We start from the raw sequence: 18,212 nt of genomic DNA, 5'->3' as shown, positions 1-18,212 counted from the left end.
CACCCGGTGTCCTCATGGGCTACGACGTGCTCGGTTCCGCCACCGGGCCCGTGCCGCGCAGTTGCCGGATCGTGCCGCCGAGTCTGTCACGGAACCCCTCCAGCATCCGGGGCTGGGCGCTGACGATCCACTCTGTGCCGACCAGGTACTTGCCGCCGTACCCGGAGGCGGAGTCCAGCCAGGTCTCCTTGAGTTCGTCGCTGGGGAAGGTGGTGATGAGGTAGTCGACCTTCTTGGTGTGGCACACGCCCTGGCGCAGTTCCGTCGCGTTGATGCGGATCTCGGGCCTGCAGCCGATCAGGCCTGCGATCACCTCGACCTTCGCCGGGGCCACGACACCGTTCGCGGGGGCGTCCGACACGGAGACTCCCGACCGCTTGCGCTTGGTGTCGGCACCGTCGTCACCGCCGCCGCAGGCCGCGGTCAACGGGACGATCGCCAGGCTCGCGGCCAGGGCTGCGCCGCGCATCAGGCGGCCGGTGTGCTGGGCTCGTGGCTGCTGTGGCACGTTGCCTCTCCGTTTCCGGGTGGTCCTGCCCGCGGCCGGCGGCCAGGCTTACGACAAGGGGTACGGGTGAACATCAGTGGCCGTTCACCCCGTATGTCACGGTGAGCCCGTGGGGCGGCAGGGACCCCGCCCCACGGGCCGGACCCATCCCCGGGCGCCGGCGCCGAAGGCTGCACTTCTTCTGCACAAGGGCTTCCTACGCTCCCGTGGCATCGTCCACCGAGCGCAGGGAGTCGTCCGTGACACTGATCGTCGCCGCCGCATCGCCGTTTCACGGCCATGTCCAGCCGGTCCTCACCGTCGCATCGGACCTGGTGCGGCGCGGGCACGAGGTCGTCGTGCTGACCGGGAGCCGGTTCGCCGAGGACGTACGGGCCGCCGGTGCCCTTCATGTGTCGTTGCCGCCCGCAGCGGACTTCGACGACCGGCAGCTGGACCTGTACTTCCCCGACCGTGCCGCCTTCCCGCCGGGACCGGCGCAGTTGGAGTACGACTTGAAACACGTCTTCGGTGATCCGACCGCCGCCCAGTACCGCGCCCTGCGGACTCTGCTGGCCCGTCGGTTCCCGGCGTCGGTGGTCATCAGCGATCCGTTGTTCCTGGGGGCGACGGCCCTCAGCCTGTCCGCCCCGCCCGGCCGCCGGCCGGTCACCATCGGCCTCGGTATCACCATGCCGACCCTGCTGAGCGAGGACGCGCCACCCATCGGGCTCGCGATGCCGCCCCTGGTCGGGGAGGGCGCGAAGAAGCGGCACCGGGCCATGAACGACGAGGTCAGGGAGGTCTTTTCCGGTGCCCAGCGGCATATCGAGGAGAACTTCGGGGAGAGCGGCACCGAGTTGCCCGGATTCGTCCTCGACTGCCTGGTCACCGCGCCGGACCACTATCTCCAGCTGACCGTCCCGGAGTTCGAGTACCCGCGCGGCGACCTGCCGGCGTCGTTCCGGTTCGTCGGTCCGCTGCCCGCCGTGCCACGCCCGCCGCGGCCGCTTCCGGACTGGTGGGCGGAGGTGGAGCACACGGAGCGGCCGGTCGTCGTGGTCACCCAGGGGTCGTTCGACAACCGCGATCTCGGCAGGCTCGTGCGGCCGGCCGTCGACGCCCTGGCCGACGAGGACGTCCTCGTGGTGGCCGCGACGGGGCGCCCGGACGGCCCGGCCGTGATCGAGGCCGCCGGAGCCGTACCGGCGAACGCGCGCATCGGCGGGTACGTACCCTTCGACGCACTCCTCCCCCACGCGTCCGTGCTGGTCACCAACGGTGGGTACGGCGGTGTGCACGAGGCGCTGCGGCACGGGGTACCGCTCGTCGTGGGCGGCGACGGAGAGGACAAGCCGGAGGTGGCGGCCCGCGTCCGGTGGAGCGGGGCCGGGGTCGATCTGCGCACCGGGGATCCCTCGCCGGCGGAGGTCCGCGACGCGGTGCTGGCCGTGCTCGCCGGGCCCGGGTACCGCGAGCGCGCGCAGGCCCTACGGGCCGCGTTCGAGCGCCATGACGCGCTGGAAGCCGTCGCGGAGGTGGTCGAGGCGGCCTCGGGACCGCTCCCCACGGCGACGGCCTCGTAACCGCTTCCACGACGACGGCCTCGTAGCCGCTCCCCACCTCCCGTCCCGCCGCGACCGCCCCGTGCCACGCCCGGAATGTCCAGCCCCGTGAGTGCCGCCCCGCTGGTGCCTAGCATGAGGATCCGGCAGGGGGAGGACGGGGCGATGGCATCGGTGCCACTGCGGTTCGCGGTACTCGGGGAGTTACGGGTCTGGCGGGACGGGACCGAGGTGGCACCGGGGCCGCCGTTGCGCCGTACCCTCCTCGCCCTGCTGCTGGCCCGGACGGGCACCCCGGTGCCGTTGCCGGACATCGTCGACGCGCTGTGGGCGGACCGGCCTCCGGCTCGCGCGGTGAACATGGTGCACCGCCATGTGGGCGAGCTGCGGCGGATGCTGGAGCCGGGGCTGCCGCGGCGGGCCGAGGGCGGGCTGCTGCTGCGCGGCGGTGGCGGCTACCGGCTCCTGGCTCCGTCCGACTCCGTGGACCTGCTGCTGTTCCGCCGGCTCGTGGCGAGGGCCAGGGAGCAGAGCGAGGTGCGGCAGGCCGTCGGGGTGTACGCCGACGCGCTCGCCCTGCGGCGCGGCCGGGCCGCCGGATGCCCCGCGCAGGCGCCCGAGCATCCCGTCTTCACGGAGCTGGACCGCGAGTACGACGCCGTGGTGCGCGAAGCGGCCGAGGTGGCGCTGCGCGGTGGCCGTGCGGAGCGCGTCCTGCCCGCCCTGTCCGAGAGCGCGTCCCGTCACCCGCTCGACGAGGGACTCCAGGCCCTGCTCGTCCGCGCCCTCGCGGCCACCGGCCGCCGGGCCGAGGCGCTGGACGTGTTCCGTTCGACGGCCGGCCGGCTCGCGGACGAGCTCGGCGTCGATCCCGGCCCGGAACTGGTCGCCGCACAGCGGCGGGCGGCCGCCGGACCGGAGCCCGGGGACTCCTCGTGGAGCGCGCGGGCCGAGCCGACGACCCCGGATCCGACGGCCGTTCACCCCGGCAGCCCGGACCTCCCGTCCGTCGCACCTGCCCAACTGCCGCCCGCCCTCCCGGTCTTCGTCGGCCGAGCCCCACAACTCAACCGCCTGCGCGCCCTGCTCGACGACGCCTCCGCCGGGGGCGGTGGAGCCGCGCCCGCAGTCGTGATCAGCACCATCACCGGCCCGGCCGGCGTCGGCAAGACCGCTCTCGCCGTGCATCTGGCGCACGAGGCGGCCGATCGCTTCCCGGACGGGCAGTTGTATGTCGACCTGCGGGGTTTCGAACCCGCCGGACGGCCCACGCGACCGCAGGACGCCCTGCGGGGATTCCTGGACGCCCTGGGCACGCCGACCGCCCGGACACCCGAGGGGCTCGACGCCCGAGCCGCCCTGTACCGCAGCCTGGCGGCAGGACGCAGACTGCTCGTCCTGCTCGACAACGCGCGGGACGCCGCCCAGGTCCGGCCCCTGCTGCCCGGCACACCCGGCTGCCTGGTGCTCGTCACCAGCCGCAACCGGCTCGGCGGCCTGGTCTCCGCCGACGGCGCCCACCCGCTCACCCTGGGCACGCTCACGCCGGCCGAGGCGCGCTCGGCGCTGGCCCTGCGGATCGGCGCCGGCCGGGTGGCCACCGAGCCCCGGGCGGCGGAGGAGATCGTCCGGCTCACCGCGCGGCTGCCCCTCGCCCTGGCCGTCGTGGCCGCCCGCGCCGCGGACCGGCCGACGTTCCCGCTGGCGGCGCTGGCCGCACAGCTGCGGGCCGCGCGCGGCGGGCTGGAGGCGTTCCGGGACGCCGACCCCGCGCTCGACGTACGGGCGGTGTTCTCGTGGTCGTACGACGCGCTCGGGGCCGCCGCGGCCCGCATGTTCCGGCTGCTCTCCCTGCATCCCGGGCCGGAGCTGACCGTCCAGGCCGGCGCCGCCCTCGCGGGTGTGCCGGTCTCCAGGGCCCGGGCCCTGCTCGTCGAGCTGGCCGACGCGCACCTCGTCACGGAGCGCACGCCCGGCCGGTACACCTGCCACGGCCTGCTCCGCACGTACGCCACCGAACTGGTCCGCGCCACCGAGAGCGAGGACGAACGCCGGGCGAGCCTGCGCCGGATGCTCGACCACTCGCTCTGCGGGCTCCGATGACCCGTCGAGGTCGTTGGGGGGAAAGGACCTCGCGGACCCGGCGCCCGCCCTGTCACCGGGTACGGCACCCGGTCACAAGCCAGGCACACTTCGTCCACTGCCCCCTGCCTACGCTCCCGCCACCCACCCACACCACTCCACAGGGGGCGAGTCAAGTGACGTACACGGTGATCAACGGCAACCGGCTGTTCCACACCGACGAGGGGCCGGGCGCGGACGGCGGCGGCGAGACGCTGCTGCTGGTGCACGGCGGGACCTGCGACTCGCACGACTGGTCGGCGCAGATCGGGGCGTTCTCGGCACGGCACCGGGTGATCGCCCCGGACCTGCGCGGTCACGGCCGGTCCACCGGGCTGTCGGGCGGGATGCGCCCCCGTGAACTGGCCGCGGACCTCGCGGAGCTGCTCGACGGCATCGACGCCGGTCCGGTGGTCGTCGTGGGGCACTCCATGGGTGCCGTGGTCGCCTCCGTCCTGGCCGTCGAGTACCCGTCCCTGGTGCGGGGCGTCGTCGCGGTCGAGCCCGGCTACGGGTTCGAGGCGGAGTTCGCGCCGCAGCTCGCCGCCGCCTTCCGCGTCCCCGACCCGGTCGGTACCGCCGCCGCGGTCCTGGGCGGGCTGGAGAACCCGGCCGCGACCGGCCCCGAGGCGGACGCGCTGCGGGTCTGGCATCGCCGACGGGTCCTCGCCATGGACCCGATGACCGTACGGGACGTCTTCCACGGCCTGTTCGACGAGGCGGGCGCCCCGCTGACCGTACGGCCCGGCGTCGAGAGCTACCTGGCGCGCCGGAGCTGCCCGGTGCTGTCGGTCTCGGCAGCCGCCTCGCTCAAGGCCAAGGGGATCGACGGGGACTGGGAGGCGGTCCTGAGCCGGCACCCCCACAGCGCGTCGGCCGTCCTCGAAGGGGTCGGGCACTGGCTGTTCCAGGAGCGGCCGGCCGAGTTCAACGCACTGGTCCTGGGCTGGCTGGAAGGGCTGCCGACCGTCTGACAGCGGGCAGGCCGGGCACGGGGCGGAACACACGGGGACACGGGGATGCGGGACACGGGGATGCGGGACACGGGGATGCGGGACACGGTGACTACGAGGGTGACGATGCGGTTCGAGGTGCTGGGACCGGTACGGGTCTGGCGTGACGGCCATGAGGTGGGGCTCGGCGCGGCCCAGCAACGGCTGCTGCTGGCCCAGTTGATGGCCCACGCGGGGCTGCCCGTCGCCATGGAGGAGTTGCAGCACGCTCTCTGGGGCGAGTCGCCGCCGGGCTCGCCCGCCAACGCGGTCTACCGGCACGTCGGCGTGCTGCGCCGGCTGCTGGAGCCCGGGCTGCCGGTCCGCGCCCCGGGCCGGTGGCTGGCACGGGACGCCGGCGGGTACCGGCTGCACGCGACGCCCGAGACGCTGGACCTGCTGCGGTTCCGGGAACTGGTGCGGCGGGCACGGCAGAGCGGGACCCGGGGCCCGGAGGCGGCCGTACCGCTGCTGCTGGAGGCGCTGAACCTGCGCACCGGGCCGGTCGCCGGCGGCGTCCCGGTGGAGGCGCGGTCCCACCCCGCGTTCAACGCCCTGGAGCGCGAACACCTGGCGGTGGTGAAGGAGACGGCCGACGTGGCACTGGCCACGGCCCAGGCCGGGCGGCTGCTCGCCGTCCTGCACCGCGCCGCGGCCGAGCACGCGCTCGACGAACCGCTGCAGGCCCGCCTCGTGCGCGCGCTCGCGGCCACCGGACAGCGGGCGGCGGCGCTCCGCACCTGGCAGCTCGTCCGGGCCCGGCTCGCCGACGAACTGGGCGTCGAGCCCGGCTCCGAACTGCGGGCCGCGCAGCAGGAGGTGCTGCGCGAGGACGCCCGCACGGAGCCGTCGGAGCCGGGCCGCGGCGCGCGGAGCACACCGGTCCGGCTGACCGTGGTTCCGGATGCTCCGGCGACCACCGCCGCCCGGCCGGGCGCTCCCCGGCCGGGCGCTCCCCGGCCGGCCACTCCTCATCCGGCCGCGCCTTTCGTCCGGCCCGCCCAACTGCCCGCCGACCTGGCCGCGTTCGCGGGTCGGCGGTTCGAACTCGCGCACGTGGCGGAGCTGTCGGCGAAGGACGCGTCGGGCACCCGGATCGCCGTGATCAGCGGGATGGGCGGCATCGGCAAGACCACGCTGGCCGTGCGGTGGGCGCACCGCGCCGCCCACCGCTTCCCCGACGGGCAGCTGTACACCAACCTGCGGGGCTTCGACCCGGGCGGGGTCCCGGCGGATCCGGCGCAGGTGCTGCGCGGGTTCCTGGAGGCCCTCGGCGTGCCCCCGCAGCGGATACCCGCCGGGGCGGACGCCCAGGCGGCTCTCTACCGCAGCCTCCTGGCCCGGCGCAGGGTACTGATCCTGCTCGACAACGCGCGGGACGCCGAACAGGTGCGCCCCCTGCTGGCGGGCAGCCCCGGCTGCGTCGTGGTCGTCACCAGCCGCGACCGCCTCCTCGGCCTGGTCACGGCCGAGGCCGCGCTCCCCCTGGCCCTGGACCGGCTTTCGGCCGCCGAGGCCCGCGAGTCGCTGACCCGCCGCCTCGGCGCCGACCGCGTCCTGGCCGACCCGGGGGCCGTCGACGAGATCGTCACCCGGTGCGGAGGACTCCCCCTGGCCCTGGCCGTCGTCGCCACCCGGGCCGCCGCCCACCCGCACTTCCCGTTGGCCGCGATAGCGGACGAACTGCGGACGACCCGCGGCAGCCTCGACGCGTTCACCGACGCGGACCCGGCCGGGGACGTGCGGGCGGTGTTCTCCTGGTCCTACCGTGCGCTCGGCCCCGGCGCGGCCCGCCTGCTGCGGCTGCTGTCCCTGCACCCAGGCCCCGACGTCACGCTGCCCGCGGCGGCGGCCGTCGCGGGCGACGACCCGGCCGCGGTCCGAGGCCTGCTCGCCGAGCTCACCCGCGCCCATCTGCTCACCGAGCACGCGCCCGGCCGGTACGCCTGCCACGACCTGCTGCGTACCTACGCGGCGGAGCGCGCGGCGGAGCACGAGGGCGCGGGCGAACGGGAAACCGCCGTACACCGCCTCCTCGACCACTACCTGCACACCGCGCACGCCGCCGGCGGTGTCTACTCGCCCTTCTGGCGGCTCGGTCCGCTGCCCGCCGCCGTCCCCGGGGCGGGTCCCGGGTCCTTCGCCGACGACACGCGGGCCCTGCGCTGGTACACGGCCGAGGCACAGGTGCTCTCCGCCGTCGCCGAAAGGGCGGTCGCGCGCGGGGACCACGCCCATGTCTGGGGCCTGGCCTGGGCGTTGGAGCGGTTCATGGACCGGCAGGGCCACTGGCACGACTCCGCGGCCCTGCAGCGGCTCGGCCTCGACGCGGCCGTCCGCGACGGCCACCGCACGGCCGAGGCCCATCTGCACCGCGGCCTGGCCCGGGCCTCGGCCCGCCTGGAACGGTACGACGACGCCCGCACCCACATCCGGCACTCCCTCGACCTGTTCACGGCACTCGGTGACCGGCTCGGCCTCGCCCACGCCCACCGCAGCCACGGCTGGCTCCTCGACCGCGTCGGCGACCACGACGGTGCCCTCGACGCGGCCGACCGGGCGCTCGCCCTCTACCGGACCCTCGGCGACCGTGCGGCGGAGACCAGCGCCCTGCACGCGCTGGGCTGGACCCACGTTCTGCGGGGCGAACACCACCGGGCCGCCGCCTACTTCGAGGAGGCCCTCGGCGGCCTCGCCGGACTCGACGGCACCCGGTACGGCGAGGCCGGGACCTGGGACAGCCTCGGTGTCGCCCGCCACCACCTCGGCGAGCACCGGCGGGCCGTCGCCGCGTACCAGTGCGCACTGCGGCTCTACCGCGAGGTCGGCGACCTGTTCAGCGAGGCGGGGACACTCCGTCACCTCGGCGACACCTATCTCGCCACCGGCGACCCCGGCGCGGCCCGCACGGTCTGGGAGCGCGCGTTGCGGCTTCTGACCCGGACCGACCCGACCGCGGCCGACGAGATCCGTACCCGCCTGCTGGCCCTCGGGGACGAGGTGCCCGCGCCGCGGATCGCCGTCGTGTCCGCGTCCCCCGAGAACCTGGCGGGGACCGCCGGGACCCGACCTGAGTGACGTGCTCCTTGCCCGCCCGGGCGCCGTACCGGCCCCGACGCCGTACCGGCCTCGGCCGATCGCCGACCGGCCCTAGTCGGCGGCCAGTTTCCGCAGCGCCCAGGACGCGACCGGCGTGGGCAGGGTGCGCAGCGTGCGGACCAGCGTCGCCGTGGGCCACGGGAAGTACGCCTGCGCCGGTTCGTTCTCCAGGGCTCGTACGACGTGCCGGGCCGCCCGCTCCGTACTGATCTGGAACGGCTTGGGCAGCCCGTCACCGCTGATGCGGTCGGTGGCGACGAAGCCCGGGTGCAGGGAGGTGAACCTGATTCCCTGGGGCTCCAGTTCGACGCGTGCGGCGTCGATGAGCGTGCGGGCGGCCGCCTTCGCCGCCGAGTACGGCCCCTGACGGGGGAGGCCCATCAGTCCTGCCAGGGAATTGGTGTGGGCGATCAGGCCCCCGCCGGGCTGACCGCGCAGCTGCCGGATCAGCGGGACGAGGTAGTTGACCACGACGTCGTAGTTCAGCGCCATGATCCGTGACACGTCCTCGACGTCCACCCGGTCCATGCGCATGTCCGGTCCCTGGCCGGCGTTCAGGAGCGCGACGTCGACCGAGCCGTACTCCTCGACGGCCGCCGCCACCACGGCGGCGGCCGCCCGTGGGTCCAGTGCGTCCGCCGGGATGTCCAGGCAGGCGCTGCCCGCGGCCCGGATGTCCTTCGCCACGGTGGCGAGTTCGGCCTCGCGCCGTGCCGTGATCACGAATCGGTTGGCACCGCGGGCGAGCAGGCGTGCCACCTCCGCGCCGATCCCCGACGAGGCGCCGACTATCAGAACCGTCCGGTCGGTGATGCGTGCCATGCCGTTCCTCCACTCGGTGGTGTCAGCGTAGGCAGGGTAAGTGGACGGAATGTGCGTAGGTGTGCCGCAGCGGCGGGTTGCCGCGGCACGCCGTCGGGTTCGATGCGCTCGACCCGGTGGGCGGGCGCGGTCAGCGGTGTCGGAACGACCAGGTCTTCTTCGGTACCGCCGGCACGCACAGCCGTGCGAGGCCTGCGGCGGCCAGGTAGGCGAGCGCGCCGATGGCCATGCTGGTGCGCAGCCCGGTGGTGTAGTCGGTGGCGGTGGCGAGCAGGCTGCCGCCGAGCGCGACGCCGGTGGCGCTGCCGATCTGGCGGGTGGTGTTGAACAGGGCGGAGGCGGCGCCCGAGTACGCCGCGGGTGCCGCACCCATCACGGTGGCGGTCGAACCGGTGAGGGCGAAGGAGGTACCGAACCCCGCGGCCATCATCGGTGCCACCAGCACCGGGTAGGCGGGGTCGGCGCCCGCCGCGGCCCACCCGGCCAGGCCCAGGGCCGCGAGGAGCATGCCGGAGACCACCAGCGGACGATGGCCGGTGCGGCGGGCCAGCCGCCCGGACAGCACGGAGGCGAACATGGTCATCGCCACCGCCGGGAACAGCGCCAGTCCGGTGCCGAGGGCACTGAAGCCGCGCCCGCGCTGGAACTCCAGGCTGGCGGTGAACACCATGCCGTAGAAGGCGAAGTTGAACAGCAGGCCGATGACGGCTCCACCGCTCATCGCACGGGACCGCAGCAGGCTCGGCGGAAGGACCGGAGAGCGGGCCAGCCGCTCGCGCACCGCGAACGCCGCGGCGGCCAGCACGGCCAGACCCACCCCGGCGAGCACGGCCGGATCGGACCAGCCCCGGCGTCCGGCCTCGTTGAGCGCCGCGGTCAGCAACGCCACGGCCGCCACCACCGCGCACTGCGCCGGCCAGTCCGGCGCCCGGTCGGCGCGCCGGGGCGAGCACGCCACATGGCGCAGCGTCAGCACCAGGCAGGCCACACCGACGGGCAGGTTGACGAGGAACACCCAGCGCCAGCCCAGCGTGGAGACGAGCAGCCCACCCAGCAGCGGACCGGCGGCGGCCGCGACGCCCGCCATCGAACCCCACAGTCCGAAGGCCCGCGAGCGGGCGGCCGGCGTCGGGTAGGCCTGCTGGAGCAGGGCGAGCGAACCGGGCACGATCAGCGCCGCGCCGAGCCCCTCCACCAGCCGGGCGGCCACCAGGAACGGGGCGCTCACCGCGAGCGCGCACGCGGCCGAGGACAGCGTGAACACCGCCACGCCCGCGCAGAAGACCCGGCGGTTGCCCACCCGGTCCCCCAGTGCGCCACCGGTCAGCAGGAACCCGGCGAAGACCATGGTGTACCCGTCGGTGATCCACTGGATCCCGGTGAGCGAGGCCGACAGTTCCCGGCCGATCACCGGCACGGCGACGTTGATGGCCGTCACGTCCAGGATCACCATGAAGTACCCGGCGCACACGGCCAGCAGCGGCGCCCAGGCCCGCCGCCCGGACTCCGGAGCCGGCTCGGGAGAGGACACCGGCTCACCACCACCGGCCGACTCCGCGAACGCCACGGCACCGACTCCATCCCGTTCAACGGCATATGAAATATGACGTATGGCAGCAGAAGCCACCATCATGCACATACGTGGAGTCGTTTGGGCCGTTTCGCGCGTGACGTCCCGTCGTGCCCGCCGTCGGTCCGGCCCGCGGTGTCAGGCCAGGGGATTCGGCAGCGGCAGATAGCGCGCGTCGGCGCCGTCCGCGCCGGTCCAGCGCAGCAGCAGGTTCGTCTTGCCCGGGAGGGTCGGGGACGTCAGCAGGTCGGTGACCTCCGGGAGCGTATGCCGGGCCAGCTCCCGTCGTGCCGCGGGCCACGGATCGAACCCGGGGTGGTGCTCGGCGAGCGCGGCGGCCACCTCGGTCAGGTGGTTGACGACCAGGCAGTACACCAGCCGCTCCCATCCGGCGGCCCGCTCCACGTCGGCCAGCAGCTTGACCCCTTCGGCATCCCGGTACAGCGCCTGCACCGGGACGCCGTCGGCGTCGACGGCGACCAGGGTGTTCTGCAGATGCGCCTCGATGACGACGCCGTGCTCGGCGAACGCGGTGAGGGCCGGCGGTACGACCGCCCGCAGATACGCCTCCCACCAGGCACCCGGGTCCGGAGCCGCGGCCAGCGGGTCGCCGTCGAAGCCCTCCACCAGGCCCGCGGCGAGCAACGGGGTGGCCCCCGGCAGCAGCGCCCCGCGCAGCCCGTCGCGGACGAGCACGGCGAGTTCCTCGAAGGCGAAGCGGGCGGTGCGGTAGCCGCGGTCGCCGAGCCAGCCGGCGGGCCCGCCCATCGCCGTGAACGCGGCGGTCGCGGCCACGTTGGTGCGGCGCAGTCTGCGCAGGTCGTGGGCCCACAGGCGGCGGATGTCGTTGGTGATCCGGACGTCCAGGCTGAACTTCAGGAAGAGATCCCGCTCCGGCTCGTACACCGTGCGGATCGCGGCCGTCGGCCAGGTCGTGAACCCGGTCTCGCCGAGGCGCAGCAGCCGCCCGTCCGCGAAGGCCGGGGCGAGGTCGCGGGCGACCAGGTCCAGCTGCCAGGGGTGGGCGGGCAGCAGCCGGTAGCCCCGCGGTACGGCGGCCGAGGCGTCCAGTGCGTCCAGTGCGACGGTGTCGCCCTCCTCCACCACCTGGTCCTCGCGGACCGCGAGCAGCACCAGCGGGAACCGGGCGTGCGCCTCGGGGGCGTAGGGCAACCAGGCGGCGACCGGGCCGCCGCCGCGCGCCTTGGGGGCGGGGTGGTAGGGATGGCCGGTGATGAGGGACTGTTCCGAACGCAGATACGGGTCGTCGGGCGCCGTCGCCCGGGCGCGTGCCGTGAGCAGCGCGGCGACCGCGTCCCGGCTGTCGATCATCTCGGTCGGCAGGTCGCCGTTGGACAGCCCGGTGTGGCCGCGCAGTTCCTCGGCGACGAGTTTCACCAGCTCGGTGTGGCCGATGTGGTGCCAGGTGCCGTCCGCGTACACCTCGGGCGCGGCCGGCCGGCGTTCGCCGCGCACCCGCAGCAGCCGGCCGCCGCCGGGCAGCCGGTAGACCCGCGACCGCCCTTCCCCGGCGTCCGGGAGCGGCTGGGCCACCTCCCGCAGCAGGCAGTTGAGCAGGGGCGCGGCAGCGTACGCGTCGGCGCGCTCGCCGACGGCGTCGCTGGAGGGCATGAGGTCCACTCGTTCCATTCGTTCTCTGCGTCTCGTTCTCTGCGTCCACAGAGTCCGATCGTGATCAGTATGTCGCCCGTCATTGGTCATCATGACCCTCGTACCCGTCACCGAGGAGCCCTCCCGTGCACCCTCCCTCCCCCATCGAGACCCGGCTCGCCGCGGAGCTGGCCGAGGTGCGGCCGGATCTCGTCGACCGGTACGAGGCCGAGCTGCCCGGTGCGCGGGCGGCGGTGCTGAGCCGGCTGTGGCGGGCGCTGGCCCACGAGCCGCTGCCGTGGGTGACGCGCCGGGTGCACGGGGCGCACAGCCTCGCCCTGCGGCTGGCCGACGGGCGGGCGCTGCACGGCCCGCGGGCGGACCCGTACGCCACCGACGGGTATGTGACCGCCGTACGCCTGGACGGGGTGGCGTACGACGATCCGGCGCGGCTGACGACGGATCTGGGGTGGCCGCACTCGGGTGGGTTCGCGGCCGAACTCGGGCACAGTGCCGCGTCGCTGGCGCTCTCGCGGGCCGACCGGGAGTTTCCCTCGAAGGAGTGGCCGGACCATGACTGGGAGTGGGAGCAGCGGGTCGTCGACGGGCACCCCTTCCACCCCAACTGCCGTTCCCGGCCCGGTTTCTCGGTGGCGGAGCAGCTCGCGTACGGGCCGGAGCACCGGCCGGCCGTACGGCTGGAGGCGGTCCCGGCCGCGGCCGGGGACTGCCTGCTGACCGGCGACTGGCCGGACGAACTCCGGGACGGGGAACGGCTGTTGATCCCGGTGCACCCGTGGCAGAGCGCCCATGTCCTGAAGGACGGCTCCGCCGGGCACTGGCGGGACGCGCATCCGCTGATGTCCCTGCGCACGCTCGCGCTCCCCGGCGGGCCGCATGTGAAGACCGCGCTCAGTGCCCGGCTGACCTCGTCCGTGCGGGACATCTCGGCGTACTCGGTCGGCGCGGCGGCGACGTTGTCGTCGTTCGCGACGGACCTGGCGGCCCGCACGGACGGCCTCCTGCACGTCACCCGCACCCTGGGCGCGGTGACCGCGGGCTCCCCCGACCTCGCGGCGCTGCTGCGCGAGTCGCCGGAGTTGTACGCGGCGCCCGGCGAGCGGGTCCTCCCGGTGGCCGCGCTGGCCACCACCGCCCTCCCCGGATCGCCGTCCTGGCTGGCCGAGTTCACCCGGCTCGCCCTCACGGTGGGGCTGCGGCTGCTGGACCTGGGCGTGGCCCTGGAGGCGCACGGCCAGAACCTCCTGGTGGTGCTCTCCGGGACCGGGGCACCCCTCCGGCTGGTCTACCGCGACCTGGCCGACATCCGCCTCAGCCCCGCCCGCCTCAGCCGTCACGGCATCACCCCGCCCGACCTGACGGGCCGCCTGGTCACGGACGACGAAACGATGCTGCGCCGCAAGCTGTTCGGCTCCCTGGTCGCGGGCGCGCTGGCGGGCACGGCGGGTTCCGGACCGGCCCTGGCGGCGGCCCTGCAGGCGGCCGTACGGCACCTGCCCGCCTCCCCCGACCTGACGGCCCTGCTCGAAGGCCCGCTGCCGGCCAAGGCGTTGACCCTGATGCGGCTGTCGCCGGAGGTGCCCGGGGACCAGTGGGCGGCACTGCCGAACCCGCTCGCCGACGTGCGGTGAACGCCGACGCCACGTGAACGCCACCGCCCCGTGAGCGCCGCCGCCCGGTGAATGCGGTCGCCCGGTGAACGCCGCGGCCCGCCGACCGCCCGACCCCGGCGGGTGAGCGCACCGGCCCGCCCGCCGCCCTCCGTTGGCCTGCCGGTCACTCCGGTTTCGGGCTCCGGACCCCGTTTTGGAGCCCGGCACCATTGATCAATAGGATCCGCCGATGATCAGAACACATCGGCCGGCGGCAGGGATCTGCGCCCTGCTCGCCGCCCTGGCGGCCGGGATCGCGTTCCCCGGCCAAGCGGTCGCCGACGAGACCACACAGGCCGCCCCCAAGGTGGAACTCGTGCTGGACGTCAGCGGCTCCATGCGGACGGCGGACATCGACGGCGGGACGCGGATGGCCGCGGCCAAGCAGGCGTTCAACGAGGTGCTGGACGCCACCCCCGAGGGGGTCCAGCTCGGCATCCGCACACTGGGCGCCGACTACCGCGGCAACGACCGCAAGGAGGGCTGCAAGGACACCGCGCAGCTGTACCCGGTCGGCACGCTGGACCGCACCGAGGCGAAGACCGCCGTCGCCACGCTCTCGCCGACCGGGTGGACCCCGATCGGCCCCGCGCTGCTCAAGGCGGCCGACGACCTCCAGGGCGGTGACGGGACCCGCCGTATCGTCCTGATCAGCGACGGCGAGGACACCTGCCAGCCGCTGGACCCGTGCGAGGTGGCCCGGGAGATCGCCGCAAAGGGCGTCGGGCTCACCATCGACACGCTCGGCCTGGTGCCGGACGCCAAGACCCGCGACCAGCTCAGCTGCATCGCGGACGCGACCGGCGGCACGTACACCTCCGTCCAGCACAAGGAGGAACTGACCGACCGGGTCGGCCAGTTGGTGGACCGGGCGGCGGACCCCGTGGTCACGCCGGTGGCGACCGAGGGGACGGACCAGTGCTCGTCCGCGCCCACGCTGAAGTCGGGGCTGTACACCGACCGTGAGGAGTTCGGGCAGCAGCGCTGGTACAAGGTCGACGTCAACCCCGGCCAGGAGCTGCGGGCTTCGGTGAGCGTCGCGGCCGACCGGGCCGTCAACGCCGACTACGGGGTGCTGCTGCGTGCGGTGACCGTGCACGGGCGGGAGATCGTGCGCGGCGAGGCGTCGGGCCTCGGCCGTACGGACGTCATCTCGACCGGGCTGCGGTATCCGAAGGCCGAGAGCGACGACGACGAGGACACCACCCCGGAGACCGTCTGCCTCCAGGTGACCAACTCCTTCTCCGCCGCGTCCGGCGTGAAGACCAGCCCCGGTCTGCCGGTCGAGCTGACGGTCGACGTGGTGGACGGGCCGTCGAAGGCGAGCGACGTCGCCTCCTTCGGCCTCGGCCGCGGCTGGTGGCTGCTCGGCGCACTCGTGCTGACCGGCTTCCTCGCGGGTCTGGTGTGGGGCTGGGTGTCCCGCTGGCGGGTCGCGGTCTGGAGGACCAACTGATGTCGATCACACGTGTGTTGAGCGCCGCCCTGCTGGCGGTGGGCCTCGCGGCGGGGCCGGCGGCGGCCGACTCCTCGCCCTCCCCGAGCGCCTCGGACGACAGCGCGGCGCCCACCCAGGCCGGCACGTCCTTCCGTACGGCGACGGAGATCGACCAGGGCCAGCAGGCGACGGCCAGCGGTTCGGCCGGCGACTACCTGTACTGGTCCTTCCCGGCCGACGCCGGCCAGCGTCCGGACGTCAAGGCGACGGTGAAACTGCCCGACTCGCACGCGGCGCAGACCTGGCAGATAGACGTGTACGACGGGCTGCGGCGTCGGCAGGCCTGCCAGTACGGCGCGCAGACCCGCACGGCCGCGCAGGACGCCGCGACGGTGGAGCTGGCCTGTGTGATGCGTACCGTCCGGGCCTGGTCGGAGCCGTGGGCCGACGACCCGCTGCCCGGCACGTACTACATCCGGCTGACGGTGGTGAACCTGACCTCGGCGGACCTCGGCCAGCCGGTGAGCGCCGAGGTGAAGGTGGACTCCAAGGACATCGGCGGATCGGCGGCGGTGGACGGTTCGCTGGCCAAGCCGCTGGTGCCGGGGATCGCGGTCAAGTCCGAGTCGGACGAGGACAGTTCCTCGTCGACGAAGTCCGCGGTGCTGTCCTCCATCGAGCCCGACGACGGCTGGTCCTCCGGCTGGTGGACCGACCGTTGGGTGTGGACCGGGATCGGCGGGGTGCTGGCCGCGCTGGCGGGCATCGGCGGGTACGCGCTGACGCGGGGGGCGGGGCGGCCGTCACGAGTGCCGCCAGGCATGTGATCCGATACCGACCTTGATGACTGGGCCCCGTTCGCGGCGGCCCAGTCGTCGTTTCAGGCCTCTCGCAGCTCCTTGGCCAGGGCGCCGTCCCCGGTCACCGTGACGCGCCCGTCCCGCACCGCCGGTACCAGCCCCGACTCGCCCCGGGCCAGGGCCGCGCCCGTCCCGGCGTCCAGCACGAGTCGCGCGTCGGGCTCCGCCGGGGCGGGGCCGTCGCCGTACACCGGGCCGCCCTCGGCGCCGACGTGGAGGTGGAAGTGCCCCTCTCCCAGCCGGACTTCGACGAGCCCCTCGCCCTCCAGGCCCGCCAGGCTCCGCAGCAGCGGCAGCGCGAACCAGTGGGCGCGTACCGCGTCGGTCGGCCGGCGCTCGCCCAGTTCGGGTTCGCCCCACTTCCCCAGCGCCTGCAGCACCGGGAGCAACTCCCGCCCGCGCTCGGTGAGTTCGTAGACGTACGCCGCACCCGGCGGGGGCAGCCGCCGCCTGGTGGTGACCCCGTCCCGCTCCATGTCCTTCAGCCGGGAGGCGAGGACGTCCGTGCTGACCCCCGGCAGATCCGCGTGCAGGTCCGTGTAGCGGCGGGGACCGGCGAGCAGCTCCCGGACGATCAGCAGGGTCCAGCGGTCGCCGACGACGTCGAGGGCGCGGGCTGCGGAACAGTACTGGTCGTAGCTTCGGCGAGGTGACATGCGACGCAGTCTAGACAAGATGTTGGACTTTCCAAGCTCCTACTTGGTAAAACCAAGCAACACGAGTTTCCGGAGGGGCGCATGGAGTTCCGGCAGTCCAACAAGCTCAGCGAGGTCTGTTACGAGATCCGCGGACCGGTGATCGAGCACGCCAACGCGCTGGAGGAGGCGGGCCACAGCGTGCTGCGCCTGAACACCGGCAACCCCGCGCTGTTCGGCTTCGAGGCGCCGGAGGAGATCCTCCAGGACATGATCCGGATGCTCCCGCAGGCACACGGCTACACGGACTCGCGCGGCATCCTCTCCGCCCGCCGGGCCGTGGCGGGGCGCTACCAGACGCTCGGCCTGGAGGTCGGCGTCGACGACGTCTTCCTCGGCAACGGCGTCTCCGAGCTGGTGTCGATGGCCGTCCAGGCGCTGCTGGAGGACGGCGACGAGGTCCTCATCCCGGCCCCGGACTTCCCCCTCTGGACCGCCGTGACGACCCTCGCCGGCGGCAAGGCGGTGCACTACCTCTGCGACGAGCAGGCCGACTGGTACCCGGACCTGGCCGACATGGAGTCGAAGATCACGGACCGCACCAAGGCCGTGGTCATCATCAACCCGAACAACCCGACCGGCGCGGTGTACCCCAAGGAGATCCTGGAGGGCATCCTCGACCTGGCCCGCCGGCACGGCCTGATGGTCTTCGCGGACGAGATCTACGACCAGATCCTGTACGACGACGCCGTCCACCACTCGGTCGCCGCCCTCGCCCCGGACCTGGTGGTCCTGACCTTCTGCGGCCTGTCGAAGACGTACCGGGTGGCCGGCTTCCGCTCGGGCTGGCTGGTCGTCACCGGCCCGAAGCAGCACGCCAGGGACTACCTGGAGGGCCTCACCATGCTGGCCTCCATGCGGCTGTGCGCCAACGCCCCCGCCCAGTACGCCATCCAGGCCGCGCTCGGCGGCCGCCAGTCCATCCGCGAACTCGTCACCCCCGGCGGCAGGCTGTACGAGCAGCGCATCGTGGCCTGGGAGAAGCTCAACGAGATCCCCGGTGTCTCGTGCGTCAAGCCGAAGGGCGCCCTCTACGCCTTCGCGCGCATCGATCCGAAGGTGCACCCGATCCACGACGACGAGAAGTTCGTCCTGGACCTGCTGCTCCAGGAGAAGATCCAGGTCGTCCAGGGCACCGGCTTCAACTGGCCCGCCCCCGACCACTTCCGCATCCTGACCCTCCCCCACGCGGAGACCCTGGAGACCGCGATCGGCCGGATCGGACGGTTCCTCAGCGGCTATCGGCAGTAGCGGACCGGTAGTGGGCCGCGGGGGCCGT

Annotated in this window: 13 protein-coding genes; 8 read left to right on the top strand and 5 right to left on the bottom strand. The window is 74.1% G+C overall.

What is annotated here, in order from left to right:
• Positions 1-19: 19 nt before the first annotated feature.
• On the bottom strand, positions 20-469 hold the full coding sequence (locus tag ACFWPQ_RS26465) for a hypothetical protein (protein ID WP_384039868.1): 450 nt from the start codon (positions 467-469) through the stop codon (positions 20-22).
• Between the two features lie 278 nt (positions 470-747).
• Between ACFWPQ_RS26465 and ACFWPQ_RS26460 the strand changes: the two genes are divergently transcribed.
• From ACFWPQ_RS26460 to ACFWPQ_RS26445, 4 genes are all read left to right on the top strand, one after another.
• Positions 748-2,073, top strand: coding sequence for a glycosyltransferase (locus tag ACFWPQ_RS26460; protein ID WP_384039555.1), 1,326 nt, complete (start codon positions 748-750; stop codon positions 2,071-2,073).
• Positions 2,074-2,217: 144 nt separating this feature from the next.
• Positions 2,218-4,155, top strand: coding sequence for a BTAD domain-containing putative transcriptional regulator (locus ACFWPQ_RS26455; RefSeq protein ID WP_384039553.1), 1,938 nt, complete (start codon positions 2,218-2,220; stop codon positions 4,153-4,155).
• A 155-nt stretch (positions 4,156-4,310) separates the two neighbouring features.
• Positions 4,311-5,147 (top strand): alpha/beta fold hydrolase, encoded by an 837-nt coding sequence (locus ACFWPQ_RS26450; protein ID WP_384039550.1) that lies wholly within the window; start codon positions 4,311-4,313, stop codon positions 5,145-5,147.
• Between the two features lie 87 nt (positions 5,148-5,234).
• On the top strand, positions 5,235-8,243 hold the full coding sequence (locus ACFWPQ_RS26445; protein WP_384039547.1) for a BTAD domain-containing putative transcriptional regulator: 3,009 nt from the start codon (positions 5,235-5,237) through the stop codon (positions 8,241-8,243).
• A 72-nt stretch (positions 8,244-8,315) separates the two neighbouring features.
• Here the strand turns inward: ACFWPQ_RS26445 and ACFWPQ_RS26440 are convergent, their stop codons facing one another.
• The 3 genes from ACFWPQ_RS26440 to ACFWPQ_RS26430 all read right to left on the bottom strand — a co-directional run bounded on the left by ACFWPQ_RS26440 (position 8,316) and on the right by ACFWPQ_RS26430 (position 12,306).
• Positions 8,316-9,086: an SDR family NAD(P)-dependent oxidoreductase gene (locus tag ACFWPQ_RS26440; RefSeq protein ID WP_384039545.1), complete on the bottom strand. Its 771-nt coding sequence runs from the start codon at positions 9,084-9,086 to the stop codon at positions 8,316-8,318.
• Positions 9,087-9,216: 130 nt separating this feature from the next.
• Complete coding sequence (locus ACFWPQ_RS26435; protein ID WP_384039543.1) at positions 9,217-10,653, bottom strand: MFS transporter; 1,437 nt, start codon at positions 10,651-10,653, stop codon at positions 9,217-9,219.
• Positions 10,654-10,794: 141 nt separating this feature from the next.
• Positions 10,795-12,306 carry an IucA/IucC family protein gene (locus ACFWPQ_RS26430; protein WP_384039540.1) on the bottom strand — a complete coding sequence of 504 codons (1,512 nt, stop codon included), beginning with the start codon at positions 12,304-12,306 and terminating at the stop codon, positions 10,795-10,797.
• 107 nt (positions 12,307-12,413) lie between these two features.
• Here ACFWPQ_RS26430 and ACFWPQ_RS26425 point away from each other — a divergent pair, with 107 nt between their 5' ends.
• The 3 genes from ACFWPQ_RS26425 (at position 12,414) to ACFWPQ_RS26415 (ending at position 16,205) form a co-directional block, all read left to right on the top strand.
• Positions 12,414-13,919 carry an IucA/IucC family protein gene (locus ACFWPQ_RS26425; protein WP_384039537.1) on the top strand — a complete coding sequence of 502 codons (1,506 nt, stop codon included), beginning with the start codon at positions 12,414-12,416 and terminating at the stop codon, positions 13,917-13,919.
• A gap of 211 nt (positions 13,920-14,130) precedes the next feature.
• A complete protein-coding gene (locus tag ACFWPQ_RS26420; protein WP_384039534.1) occupies positions 14,131-15,396 on the top strand; it encodes a VWA domain-containing protein in 1,266 nt (421 codons plus the stop codon).
• Positions 15,396-16,205 carry a hypothetical protein gene (locus ACFWPQ_RS26415; protein ID WP_384039531.1) on the top strand — a complete coding sequence of 270 codons (810 nt, stop codon included), beginning with the start codon at positions 15,396-15,398 and terminating at the stop codon, positions 16,203-16,205. The genes ACFWPQ_RS26420 and ACFWPQ_RS26415 overlap by 1 nt, the downstream gene beginning before the upstream one ends.
• 53 nt (positions 16,206-16,258) lie before the next feature.
• On the opposite strand, the gene ACFWPQ_RS26410 is transcribed toward ACFWPQ_RS26415, so the two are convergent.
• Complete coding sequence (locus tag ACFWPQ_RS26410) at positions 16,259-16,894, bottom strand: winged helix-turn-helix transcriptional regulator (RefSeq protein WP_384039528.1); 636 nt, start codon at positions 16,892-16,894, stop codon at positions 16,259-16,261.
• 81 nt (positions 16,895-16,975) lie between these two features.
• Between ACFWPQ_RS26410 and ACFWPQ_RS26405 the strand changes: the two genes are divergently transcribed.
• Entirely contained in the window at positions 16,976-18,184 is a 1,209-nt protein-coding gene (locus ACFWPQ_RS26405) for a pyridoxal phosphate-dependent aminotransferase (RefSeq protein WP_384039525.1), read from the top strand.
• The last annotated feature ends 28 nt before the right edge of the window (positions 18,185-18,212 follow it).

It is taken from the genome of Streptomyces sp. NPDC058464 (assembly GCF_042721035.1).
In the GTDB taxonomy this organism is placed as follows: Bacteria; Actinomycetota; Actinomycetes; order Streptomycetales; family Streptomycetaceae; genus Streptomyces.
The sequence above is the reverse complement of the archived record's forward strand: the minus strand, read 5'-3'. Positions and strand labels throughout refer to the sequence as shown.